Genomic DNA, 12,183 nt, shown 5'->3' on the forward strand with positions numbered 1-12,183 from the left:
GTGATCTCCTCAGGCGAGGGCGGGTTCGGGGTGAGCCGGCTCGTTCGGCGGTGCCGGCGGGCGGCCGAGCGGCGGGTCGCCCGCGCCACGGGCCGCGTGCCGGGCGAGCAGCACCCAGTTGGTGACGGCGAGGGTGCCCAGCAGGAGGCTGAAGCCGATCAGCGAGGCGAGCATCACCGGTGCGCCGACCGGGGAGACCGCCTGGTCGGTGGGGAGCAGCCCGTACGCCACCCAGGGCTGGCGGCCGACCTCCCGGGCGATCCAACCGAGGATCACCGCGACGAACGGCAGCGGCAGGGCGAGCAAAACCAGCCAGAGCGGGAAGCGCAGCCGGATGATCCAGTCCCGGAAGAGCAGCGGAAGCAGCAGCCAGACGCAGCCGAGCGTGAAGCCGATCAGGATCATGAAGCCCAGCCCGACACTGGCCAGCACGGGTGGGGTGTAGTCGCCGGGGCCGAACCGCGCCGTCCACTCGGCGATCAGCGCCTGGGCTTCCGGGCCCTGGCCGAACTTGGTCGGCTGCACCTCCCCGACCGGCCCGAACTGGGCGAACCCGAAGCCCTGCACCAGGGTGATCGCCAGCGCCGCGGTGATGAGGCCGATCCGCAGCGAGGTGCGAAAGAGCGCGTAGTCGAGGGTGCGCCGGATCAGGTGCCAGGCGCTGACGGCCGCCATCAGCATGCCGCCGACCAGCAGCGCGGCCGAGACCACGTGACCGAACGCCATGCCGAGGCTGGGATTGGTGAGCAGCGCACCGAAGTCGGTGAGGTGGGCGATGCCGTCGCGCACCTCGTACCCGACCGGGTGCTGTAGCCAGGAGTTCGCCACCATGATCCAGAACGCGGAGGCGTACGCGGTGAGCGCCACGCCCCAGAGCAGCGCGAGGTGGACGCCCTTGCGGAGCCGGTGCCAGCCGAAGATCCACATCCCGAGGAACGTGGACTCCAGGAAGAACGCCACCAGCGTCTCGATGGCCAGCGGGGCGCCGAAGACGTTGCCGACGTAGCGCGACAGGCCGCTCCAGTTCAGCCCGAACTGGAACTCCATCACGATGCCGGTGGCGATGCCGAGCACGTAGTTGATCACGTAGAGCTGGCCCCAGTACCGGGTGAGCCGCTCCCACGCCGGGTTGCCGGTGAGCACCCAGGCGGTCTGCATCCCGACGAGCAGGGTGACCAGCCCGAGCGTGACGACCACGAACAGGAAGTGGATCGAGGTGGTGGTGGCGAACTGCAGGCGGGCGAGGAGCAGGGTGTCCATGACCGGCTCTCCGTAGCGTTGGCTGCCTTGTCGTAGCCACCCTACACGTAGGTTGCCTACATGTTAGTTACTACGCCTTGTCGTAGATGACTCTACGACAAGGCGTAGTAGTTGTGGGGGGAGTTGGCCCTGGGCGTGACGGTGGGATCAGGAGCGCGCGCAGCGCCGGCGGGCGCCGGGCGTGGGCTGGGGCGGGTCAGCTCAGGAAGAGGGTGATCGGCAGAGCGACCAGCGTGGTGGCGACCGCGAGGGCGGTGGCGCCGAGCACCCGGGGCGGCCGGTCGCTGACCAGCAGCCGCTGTACCCGTACGTCCAGGTCGCGGTCACCCATCCCCAGTGCGCCCGCCGGAGTGATCCGGTGACCCGCGGCGGCGAACCGGCGCAGCGCGCCCGCCAGCGGCGCCTCGGCGTGCAGCTCGCGCGCCTTGTCGTCGGCGCGCATCTCGACCAGCAGGGCGACCCGCTCGTGCGCGTCGCGGACCCAGCGGAACCACGGCAACGCGCGGCGGAGCGCGGTGAACGGCAGCAGCACCAAGTCGTGCCGCTCGTGGGCGTGCGCGCGCTCGTGACTGAGGACCGCGGCGAGCTCGGCCCGGTCCAGCAGGCTCAGCGTGCCCGCGCTGACCACCACCTGCGGCTTCACTCCCGGCAGGCAGTACGCGGCCGCGCTCGGATGGTCGAGCACCAGCGCGCCGGGCGCGGCCGGGTCGTTCCGGGCGACCAGGGTGAGCAGGTCCCGGTGCCGGCGCTGGGCGCGTAGCGTGCCGTGGATGCTGCGCACGGTCGTGGTGACCAGCACCGCGCCGATGCCGAAGCCCACTCCAACGCTGGCCAGGTGGAAGGCGGTCACCCCGACCGGCAGCGTGCCGTGGCCGAGGTCGGTGGCCAGAGCGAGCAGTGCGCTCCCGGTCGGCAGGTCGTAGGCGGTCAACCCGAGCGCCATCGGCAGGCCCATCGCCGAGAGGCCCAGCGCCAACCCGACGGCCTGCCAGCAGACGATCGCCACCCGGGGGCTGCGCCACGTCCAGGTGGAGCTGGCCAACACCTGTGCGGTCAGATAGCAGGCCAGCATGGTGGCGGCGAAGTGCACGGCGTAGGCCATGGCGCGCGCCCTACCGCTCCGCTGCCTCGTCGGCCGGCCGTCGGCCCGCCGGCCCGTCCACCTGGTCGGTCAACTGCGCGCCGGCTCCCGCGGAGCCGTGCCCGGTCAGCCCGGCCTCGCTCCCCAGGGCCGCGCGCAGCACCTCGGCCTCGGTGCCGGTCACCGAGTGGGCGAAGCGCACCAGTGCGGCGTCGCGGCTGCCGCCAAGGTCGAGGGCGTCGAGCATGAGCTGGGCGATGTGCGCCTCACGGCTGGCCGCCGGCCGGTACCGCCAGGCCCGGCCCTCCCGCTCCCGCTGCACCATGCCCTTGCCGGCGAGCCGGTCCAGCACGGTCATCACCGTGGTGTACGCCAGCTCGCGGCCGTCGAGCGCGTCGGCCACCTCGCGCACGGTCACCCCGTCCGACGTGCCCGGGACCACGTCCCACAGCACGTCCATCACCGCACGCTCAAGATCGCCCAACCGAGTCACCCCGCAATCCTACCCCCGGTAGTAGACCCCCACCCCACAAGCCCGCCCCGACCCCACCCCGAACCCCACCCCCGACCCCCACCGTGCCCACCCCACCCACCCCGCCAGGTTGATCATGAGGTTGACGTGCCCCAGCGAGATCAAACCCCCCGCCAACCTCATGATCACCGGGGAGGGCCGGCGAGCCGGTCAAGATCCGCACAAGAGCGGGGAAGTTGTTGCCTCGGGCGCCCCGGAGGCAGCAACTTCACCGAAGTTGCGCGGATCTTGAAACGGCGCGCCGCCAGAGCGAGCGGATCGGCGCGGACGTCGGGAGCCTGCCAGCGGCCGGGGGAGGAGGACTGCGCCAGCACACCGGGGCTTGAGGGGCGCATGCGGAGGGTTGCGCGGAATCGGGGACCCTCTGCCATCACCCCCGCTGGCCGGTGACCCAACCCAGGGCACCGGCCAGCAAGACGAAACACCCGGGCGGACCGGGCCCACGTCAGGTTTTCCGGGGAGCCCCGCCCGCGCAGGGATCAAGCCTGACCGCCCGGAGCGGGTGGGGCTCCCCGGGAAACCCCAAGGCCGGGAACGGGAACGGAATCACACCCGTCACACCCCCTTGGGGTGCCACACCGTCTTGGTCTCCAGCAGGGTGGTCATCCGAGTCACGCCGGGGTCGGCGGACCAGTCGTGGTCGGCGGCCGGGGCCGGACGGAGCACCCGCTTCAGGTTCTCCGCCGCCTTGATCTCCAGGTCGGAAGCCAACTCGGCGTCGGTCACCCCGCTGAGGTCGATCGCGTTGACGTCCATGTGCGCGGCCAGCGTCGGCGCGGTCTCGGTGATCCGGCCGGTGAGGATGTTCACCACCCCGCCGGGCAGGTCGGAGGTGGCCAGCACCTCGGCCAGCGTCACCGCCGCCAGCGGCTCGGTCGGGGAGGCCGCCACCACCACCGTGTTGCCGGTGACGATCGCCGGGGCGATCACGCTGACCAGGCCGAGCAGCGCCGGGCGCTCCGGGGCGACGACCGCCACCACGCCGGTCGGCTCGGGCGCGGAGATGTTGAAGTACGGCCCGGCGACCGGGTTGGCGCCGCCGTACACCTGGGAGAGCTTGTCGGCCCAGCCGGCGTACCAGACCCAGCGGTCCACCGCGGCGTCCACCTCGTCGCCCGGCACGCCGAGGGCGACGAACTGCTCGCGGCGGCCCTCCAGCATCTCGGCGGCCCGGTAGAGGATCTGACCCCGGTTGTACGCGGTCGCCCCGGCCCAGCCCTTCACGGCGGCGCGGGCGGCGACCACCGCGTCCCGGGCGTCCTTGCGGGAGGCCAGTGACACATTCGAGGACTGCACGAGATACGACCGTCCCGACTCGCTGCGCGGGAACTTCCCGCCGATGAAGAGCTTGTACGTCTTGCGTACCGCGACCCGCTCAGACATTGAGGTAGCCCTCCAGCCCGTGCCGGCCGCCCTCGCGACCGTAGCCCGACTCCTTGTAGCCGCCGAACGGCGAGGTGGGGTCGAACTTGTTGAACGTGTTGGCCCAGACGACCCCGGCGCGCAGCCGGTCGGCCATCCAGAGGATGCGGGAACCCTTGTCGGTCCAGATCCCCGCCGAGAGCCCGTACGGCGTGTTGTTGGCCTTCTCCACGGCCTCGGCCGGGGTACGGAAGGTGAGCACGGACAGCACCGGGCCGAAGATCTCCTCGCGGGCGATCCGGTGCGCCTGGGTGACGCCGGTGAAGATCGTCGGCGCGAACCAGAAGCCGCGGTCGGGCAGGTCGCACGGCGGTGACCAGCGTTCGGCGCCCTCGGCCGAGCCGGCGTCGGACAGCTCGCGGATCCGCTCCAACTGGGCGGCGGAGTTGATCGCGCCGATGTCGGTGTTCTTGTCCAGCGGGTCGCCGACCCGAAGGTGGGCCATCCGCCGCTTCAGGGATTCCAGCACCCGGTCGGCCACGTTCTCTTGGACCAGCAGGCGGGAGCCGGCGCAGCAGACGTGCCCCTGGTTGAAGAAGATGCCGTTGACGATCCCCTCGACCGCCTGGTCGATCGGTGCGTCGTCGAAGACGATGTTGGCGGCCTTGCCGCCCAGCTCCAGCGTGAGCTTCTTGCGGGTGCCGGCGACGGACCGGGCGATGGCCCGCCCGACGTCGGTGGAGCCGGTGAAGGCGACCTTGTCCACGTCGGGGTGCTCGACCAGCGTCCGGCCGGTGTCGCCGGCGCCGGTGATGATGTTGACCACGCCGGCCGGCAGCTCGGCCTGCTGGCAGATCTCGGCGAAGAGCAGCGCGGTCAGTGGGGTGGTCTCGGCCGGCTTCAGCACCACCGTGTTGCCGGCGGCCAGCGCCGGGGCGATCTTCCAGGCCAGCATCAGCAGCGGGAAGTTCCACGGGATGACCTGCGCGGCGACCCCGATCGGCTTCGGGTCAGCCCCGAAGCCCGCGTGCTCCAGCTTGTCGGCCCAGCCGGCGTAGTAGAAGAAGTGCGCGGCGACCAGCGGCAGGTCGACGTCGCGGGACTCCTTGATCGGCTTGCCGTTGTCCAGCGACTCCAGCACGGCCAGCTCGCGGGACCGCTCCTGGATGAGCCGGGCGATCCGGAACAGATACTTGGCCCGGTCCCGGCCCGGCATCGGACCCCAGACCTTGTCGTACGCCTTCCGGGCGGCGCGCACCGCGCGCTCCACGTCCTGCGTGCCGGCCTCAGCGACCTCGGCCAGCACCTCCTCGGACGCGGGGTTGATCGACTTGAAGCTGCCGCCGTCGGTCGGGTCGACGAACGTGCCGTCGATGAACAGCCCGTACGTGGGCTTGAGGTCCACCACCGAGCGGGACTCGGGGGCGGGTGCGTATTCGAACATCGGCTCTCAGTCCAGGGTGAAGTAGTCGGGACCGGAGTAGACGCCGGTCGTCAGCTTGGTGCGCTGCATCAGCAGGTCGTTGAGCAGGCTGGACGCGCCGAAGCGGAACCAGTCCGGGTCGAGCCAGTCCGCGCCGACGGTTTCGTTGACCATCACCAGGTACTTGATCGCGTCCTTGGTGGTCTTGATGCCGCCGGCCGGCTTCACGCCGACCTGTCGCCCGGTGGCGGCCCGGAAGTCGCGGACCGCCTCCAGCATCACCAGGCTCACCGGCAGTGTCGCGGCGATCGGGACCTTGCCGGTGGAGGTCTTGATGAAGTCGCCGCCGGCCAGCATGGCCAGCCAGGAGGCCCGGCGCACGTTGTCGTAGGTGGCCAGCTCGCCGGTCTCCAGGATCACCTTGAGGTGGGCGTCCCCGGCGGCTTCCTTGGTGGCCACGATCTCGTCGTAGACCTCCTTGTAACGGCCGGCCAGGAACGCGCCCCGGTTGATCACCATGTCGATCTCGTCGGCGCCGGCCGCGACGGCGGCCCGGGTGTCGGCGAGCTTGATCTCCAGCGGCGCCTGGCCCGACGGGAAGGCGGTCGCCACGCTCGCCAGGTGTACGCCGCTGCCGCGCAGCACCTCCGCCACGTACGGGACCATCGCGGGGTAGACGCAGACGGCGCCGACATGCGGGCAGGACGGGTCGGCCGGGTCCGGGCGGACCGCCTTCGCGGCCAGCGCACGTACCTTGCCCGGGGTGTCCGCCCCTTCAAGGGTGGTCAGGTCCACCATCCGGATCGCCAGGTCGATCGCCTGCGCCTTGGCGGTGGTCTTGATGGAGCGGGTGCCGAGCTGCGCCGCCCGCTGCTCCGCGCCGACCTGGTCCACGCCGGGCAGGCCGTGCAGGAAGGTCCGCAGAGCGGTCTCGGATCGTCCCAGCTCGGAGAGCTCCGACCGGGCCGACGTCGTTGTCGCCGTCATGCGCTGAAGTCTACGCGCCGGAACGGTGCGTGATCTTGCTCACGTGGTCCCGCTGGGGCGGGTCCGGCGTGAGCGGCGTCGCTGGTCCGACCGCACCCGCACCACCCCGCGGGACGGACCGGTAGGTTGAGCGATCGTGGATGTACACGTCATTGACCACCCGCTGGCACAGTCACGGCTGACCGCCATGCGGGACGCGCGCACCGATTCCTCGACGTTCCGGGCGGCGCTGCACGAACTGACCACCATGTTGGTGTACGAGGCGGCACGCTCCTTCCCCGTCGAGCGGTACCCGGTGCAGACGCCGGTCACCGGCACCGTCGGCACCCGGCTGGCCAACCCGCCGCTGCTGGTGCCGGTGCTGCGGGCCGGCCTCGGCATGGCGGACGCCGCGCTCGGCCTGCTGCCCGAGTCCTCGATGGGCTTCGTCGGCCTGGCCCGGGACGAGGAGACGTACGAGCCGCGCGCGTACATGGAGTCGCTGCCCCGGGATCTGGCCGGCAAGCCGGTGCTGGTGCTCGACCCGATGCTGGCCACCGGTGGTTCGCTGGAGCACTCCTGCCGGCTGCTGGCCGACCGGGGCTGCACCGACATCACCGTGCTCTGCGTGCTCGCCGCGCCGGTCGGCATCGAGCGGCTGGAACGCTCCGGTCTGCCGTTGCGCCTGGTCACGGCTTCGATCGACGAGGGGCTCAACGACCGGATGTTCATCGTCCCCGGGCTCGGCGACGCCGGCGACCGCCAGTTCGGCGGCATGCCCCGGTTCTGACTCTTTACCCCGGTCGGTGCCGGGTCCGGCGGGTCCGCACACGGTGGTGCGCGGACCCGCTACCGTCTCCGGCCATGACTGGTGTTGCGCTCGCCGAGGAGCTTCTCCTCCTCGCCTACGACGACACGACCGGCAAGGCGACCATGCCGCGGATCAGCCTGGACCTCGGTATGGCCGCCGCGGTGCTGGTCGAGCTGGCCCTGGCCGGCCGGATCGCGTACGCCGACGGTTCCCTGACGGTGGTCGACCCGACACCCACCGGCGAGCCGGTCACCGACGAGGTGCTCGGCCGGATCGCCGCGGACACCCCGCACACCCCGGCCTCGTGGGTGCAGCGGCTGCGGCACGGCCTGCGCGACCGGATCCTCGGTGACCTGTGCCAGCAGGGTGTGGTCCGGGACATCGACGAGACCGAACTGGGCTTCATCCACGTGCACCGTTACCCGGTGGTGAACACCTCGGTGGAGGCGGACACCCGGCAGCGGCTGGCCGAGGCGCTGACCGGCGCGGCGGCGCCGGACGAGCGGACCGCCGCGTTGGCCACCCTCGTCGTGGTGCTGCGGATGGAATCCGCGCTCGGTATGAGCGGCGATGCCGCCGCCGACGCCCGCCGCCGGCTCGAGGAGATCGCCACCGGCGCCGGGTTCTCCGGCGAGGTGAGCATCGACGACTCGGTGGTCCGCCCCTCCGTCGGGCTGGTCGTCGCCGCCCTGGCGAAGGCCGTCGACCAGGCTCTCGGAAAACGCCACTGACCTGTTGGGAAGGGCCCCCTCCCATCCACCAGGGGGTGATAAGGGGCCCTTCCTCGCACTACAGGCCGAGGGCGGCGGCGATCTCGGTGCGGAGCTGCGCGATCGCCGCGGCGGCGCGGGCTCGCGCGGCGGCGACATCACCGTCGGACACCGGCTCGACCACCTCCAGGTACGCCTTGAGCTTCGGCTCGGTCCCGGACGGGCGGATCACCACCCGGGCGGTCCCGGTGCGCAGGATCACCACGTCCGCCTCGGGGAGCAGGTCCTGGGTGCTGTCGACCGGGTGCCCGAGCAGCGTGGTCGGGGTGGCCGCCCGGATCCGGGCCATCGCGTCGGCGATCTCCCGCAGGTCGTCCACCCGGACGGAGAGCTGGTCGGTGTGGTGCACGCCGAACTCGGCGGCCAGCTCGTCCAGCCGGTCCGTCAGCGTGCGGCCCTGCGCCTTGAGGCCGGCGGCCAGCTCGGCCACGGTCAGCGCGGCGGTGATGCCGTCCTTGTCCCGGACGTGGTCCGGGTCGACGCAGTAGCCGAGCGCCTCCTCGTACCCGTAGACCAGCGGCGCGCTCCCGCCGCCCGCCCGGACGATCCACTTGAAGCCGGTCAGCGTCTCGTCGTAGGCCAGGCCACGCGCCGCGCACATCGCCCGCAGCAGTGACGACGAGACGATGGTGGTGGCGTAGAGCCCGGTCACCCCGCGGCGCATCAGGTGGTCGGCCAGCAGCGCGCCCACCTCGTCGCCGCGCAGCATCCGCCAGGTCTGCCGGTCATCGCTCGCGGCTGCGGGGCTCGCCGGCTCACTCCTCGCACTCGGAGCACCGGTCCGGACCACGACCGCGCAGCGGTCCGCGTCCGGGTCGTTGGCGATGGCGAGGTCCGCGCCGGTGGAGTCGGCCAGCGCGATCAGCAGGTCCACCGCGCCCGGCTCCTCCGGGTTGGGGAACGACACGGTGGGGAACGCCGGGTCCGGCTCGGCCTGCTCGGGCACCACCCCGGGCACCGGGAAGCCGGCCCGGGCGAAGGCGGCGGTGAGCACCGCGGCACCGACCCCGTGCAGCGGGGTGTACGCCACCGTCAGGTCCCGCGGCCCGTCCGGCGCGATCACGGCGGTGGCCCGCTCGACGTACGAGGCGACCAGGTCGTCACCCAGCACCTCACCGGCCCGGCCCAGCGGCACCTCAGTCAGCGGGCCGACCGCCCGGATGGCGGCCTCGATGCCGGCGTCGGCCGGCGGCACGATCTGCGCTCCGGCGCCCAGCTCCCCGCCCAGCTCCGCACCGAGGTAGACCTTGTAACCGTTGTCCTGTGGCGGGTTGTGGCTGGCCGTGACCATCACTCCGGCCACCGCGCCGAGCTTGCGCACCGCGTACGCCAGCACCGGGGTGGGCAGCGGGCGGGGCAGCAGCAACGCCGGCCGCCCGGCCCCGGTGGCCACCTGGGCGGTCCGCTCGGCGAACTGGCGGGAGCCGTGCCGGGCGTCGTACCCGATCACCAGCGGGCCGGTGCCGCCCTGGGCGGCGAGCCAGCCGACCAGGCCGGCGGCGGCTTGGGTGACCACGGCGAGGTTCATTCCGTTCGGGCCGGCGCGCAGCGGGCCGCGCAGGCCCGCGGTGCCGAAGGTCAGCGGCCCGGCGAACCGGTCGGCCAGCTCCGGGGCGCTCGTCGGCAGCCTGTCCAACATCGCCGTCAGCTCGTCCCGGCTGGCCGGGTCGGGATCGTCGGCGAGCCAGCGCCGGGCTTGCTCGCGAATGTCGTCGATGTCAGTGGTGTCCGCCGCCATGCCCCTTGATAGCACGGCGGCGATCACCGCTGTCGGTTCCCTCCGGCTCAGCCGTTTCCGGTGAGCTGGAACGTCCGCACCATCTCGTCGAAGATCGGCTTGCTCTCGGCGAACTTGACCTCGTTCGAGGAGAGGTAGAACGAGTAGACCTTGCCCTCGCTGACCACGCCGCGCCAGATGCCGTGCCGCTGCGTGTCGCCCTCGCCGCAGGTGTACTCGAACTCGGCGGCCGGCTTGCCGGCCAGGTCCTTCTCGGCCATCGCGACCCGGTTGTACGGCTTGGGGCACGACTTCGCCTTCTTGAGACCGCCCTCGGCGATCTCGGCCCAGCGCATCGAGGTCGTGCTGAACTTCTCGGTGAGGACGCGCACCTTCCGGCCGCTGTCCTCCGGGTCGACATAGTCGAAGTAGAGCCCGCCGGTGGCCTTCGTCCAGCCCTTCGGCACCATGACCTGGATGCCGCGGGCGGAGTGCTCCTGCATCTCCAGGTCGGCGCCGGCCGGAGCGGACGCGCTCGGCTGCGCCTGCGTGCCGGTCGGAGCCGGATCGTCGCCCCCGCTGAACAGCGCGACCGAGCCGAGCAGCAGCACCAGGGCCAGGCCGCCGGCCGCGGCCAGCTGCACCTTGCGCGGCCAGCTCCTGACCGTGGTGACCAGCTGGCCACCGGTGGCGCGGACCTTGTCCAGAGCGCCGCCGCCGCCCGACGGCGCGGGCGTGGCCCAGGGCTGGCCGGTGCCCGGCACCGACCACTGGTTGCCGCCGCCGTACGTGCCGCCGATGCGCTGGGTGGCCTCCGGCGCGCCGCCGTAGCCGCCCTGCTGGGCGGCGTTGGGCCGGCTGCCGTAGCTGACCCGCTGGGTGGCGTCCGGGTGCCCGCCGGCGTCCACCCGCTGGGTGGCGTCCGCGGTGCCGCCGTAGGTGCGCCCGGCGCCCGGTCGGCCGGGAACGGGCATCGCGCCGGTGGGCGTGTGCAGTGGGCCGGCCAGCGCGTCGGCGCTGGTCTCGTCGAGCCCCGTGGCGCCGGCCGCGTTGGCGGGCTGCGGGCGTTCGCCCCGGCGCAGCGACGCCAGGCGGTCGGTCAGGGACTCGCCCGGGGCAAGCATCGCCGGGCCGCCGATCTGGCTGTCCGGCTTCGGCTCTGGCCGGGCCGGTGGGGCGACGGGCGCCGGGCGCTGCTGCACCGGAACCACGGCGTACGGGTCGGTCACCGAGTGCACGGCGGTGGCGGTGCTGCCCAGCGGGCCGGCGAGCAGCTCGCGCAGCATGGCCCGGGAGGTGTGCACGTCCAGCCGGCGGGCCGGGTCCTTCTCCAGCAGGCCCATCAGCACCCGGGTCAGGGGGCCACTGCGCTGGGGCGGGGCGGGCGGGTCCTCGACCACGGCGTGCATGGTCTCGATCGGGTCACCCTTGTCGAACGGTGGTCGCCCCTCGACCGCTGTGTAGAGCGTCACACCCAGCGAGAACAGGTCGCTCGGCGGGCCGAACTCCTGGCCCATGGCCCGCTCGGGCGAGATGAAGTGCGGCGAGCCGAGCACCATGCCGGGGGTGGTGAGCTGCACGTCGGTGGGCATCCGGGCGACGCCGAAGTCGGTCAGCACGCAGCGCCCGTCGGTGCAGATCAGCACGTTGGCCGGTTTGACGTCACGGTGCAGCACGCCGATCGCGTGCGCGACCTCCAGCGCGCCGAGCAGCGCGATGCCGATCTTGGCGACCGCGCGGGGCGCGACCGGCCCGTCCTCGATCACCATGTCGGCGAGGCTGCGGGCGTCCAGCAACTCCATCACGATCCAGGGCCGACCGGCCTCGGTGACCACGTCGTACACCTGCACGACCGCGGGGTGCTGGATGGCGGCGGCGGCGCGCGCCTCACGCAGCGTGCGCTCGTACATGGCGTCGCGGTCGCTGGGGGCCAGCCCCGGGGGCAGGACGACCTCCTTCACCGCCACGTCGCGGCGCAGCAGTGTGTCTGTGGCGCGCCACACCGTACCCATGCCGCCGTTGCCCACCGAGGACCGCAGCGAGTACCGGCCACCAATGGTGGTGCCGGGCGCCGCACGTCCGTTGGCGGGACTTACCTGTCCGCCGCTCCACGTCGGGATCTGAGTCACAGAAAAGCCACCGGGGGAAATCGAGGGGGGCTGGGACACAACCCCCCTATCTTGCTGGTTCCGACGCCCGATGCGAAAGCCGACGCGACGGACGTTTATCGAAGTCGACAGAACGTGCCCTGTCGTTCACCT

General features: G+C 72.4%; 10 protein-coding genes. 2 read left to right on the forward strand and 8 right to left on the reverse strand.

The features are described from left to right. Positions 1-9: 9 nt before the first annotated feature. From BUS84_RS27115 to deoC, 6 genes are all read right to left on the reverse strand, one after another. Complete coding sequence (locus BUS84_RS27115) at positions 10-1,260, reverse strand: cytochrome ubiquinol oxidase subunit I (RefSeq protein ID WP_074316705.1); 1,251 nt, start codon at positions 1,258-1,260, stop codon at positions 10-12. Between the two features lie 196 nt (positions 1,261-1,456). Next, entirely contained in the window at positions 1,457-2,362 is a 906-nt protein-coding gene (locus BUS84_RS27120) for a M56 family metallopeptidase (RefSeq protein WP_074316707.1), read from the reverse strand. A gap of 10 nt (positions 2,363-2,372) precedes the next feature. Next, positions 2,373-2,834, reverse strand: coding sequence for a BlaI/MecI/CopY family transcriptional regulator (locus BUS84_RS27125; RefSeq protein WP_074316709.1), 462 nt, complete (start codon positions 2,832-2,834; stop codon positions 2,373-2,375). A gap of 594 nt (positions 2,835-3,428) precedes the next feature. Then, complete coding sequence (locus BUS84_RS27130; protein WP_074316711.1) at positions 3,429-4,256, reverse strand: aldehyde dehydrogenase family protein; 828 nt, start codon at positions 4,254-4,256, stop codon at positions 3,429-3,431. Then, positions 4,249-5,679 (reverse strand): aldehyde dehydrogenase family protein, encoded by a 1,431-nt coding sequence (locus BUS84_RS27135; RefSeq protein WP_074316713.1) that lies wholly within the window; start codon positions 5,677-5,679, stop codon positions 4,249-4,251. The genes BUS84_RS27130 and BUS84_RS27135 overlap by 8 nt, the downstream gene beginning before the upstream one ends. Positions 5,680-5,685: 6 nt before the next feature. Beyond that, complete coding sequence (gene deoC / locus BUS84_RS27140) at positions 5,686-6,645, reverse strand: deoxyribose-phosphate aldolase (RefSeq protein WP_074316715.1); 960 nt, start codon at positions 6,643-6,645, stop codon at positions 5,686-5,688. Between the two features lie 136 nt (positions 6,646-6,781). On the opposite strand from deoC, the gene upp reads away from it, so the two are divergent. Both upp and BUS84_RS27150 read left to right on the forward strand, forming a co-directional pair. Beyond that, positions 6,782-7,414, forward strand: a complete 633-nt coding sequence (gene upp, locus BUS84_RS27145; protein ID WP_074316717.1) for a uracil phosphoribosyltransferase — start codon at positions 6,782-6,784, stop codon at positions 7,412-7,414. Between the two features lie 74 nt (positions 7,415-7,488). Continuing rightward, the gene (locus BUS84_RS27150; protein WP_074316719.1) at positions 7,489-8,166 is read left to right on the forward strand and encodes a GOLPH3/VPS74 family protein; all 678 of its coding nucleotides are present in this window, start codon (positions 7,489-7,491) and stop codon (positions 8,164-8,166) included. Positions 8,167-8,224: 58 nt separating this feature from the next. Here the strand turns inward: BUS84_RS27150 and BUS84_RS27155 are convergent, their stop codons facing one another. Together BUS84_RS27155 and BUS84_RS27160 are read right to left on the reverse strand one after the other, a co-directional pair. Beyond that, positions 8,225-9,943 (reverse strand): phospho-sugar mutase, encoded by a 1,719-nt coding sequence (locus tag BUS84_RS27155; RefSeq protein WP_074316722.1) that lies wholly within the window; start codon positions 9,941-9,943, stop codon positions 8,225-8,227. Positions 9,944-9,990: 47 nt separating this feature from the next. Beyond that, a complete protein-coding gene (locus BUS84_RS27160) occupies positions 9,991-12,051 on the reverse strand; it encodes a serine/threonine-protein kinase (protein ID WP_074316724.1) in 2,061 nt (686 codons plus the stop codon). Positions 12,052-12,183 lie beyond the last annotated feature (132 nt).

The sequence above is a fragment of the Micromonospora cremea genome, assembly GCF_900143515.1.
GTDB classification, from domain to species: Bacteria; Actinomycetota; Actinomycetes; order Mycobacteriales; family Micromonosporaceae; genus Micromonospora; species Micromonospora cremea.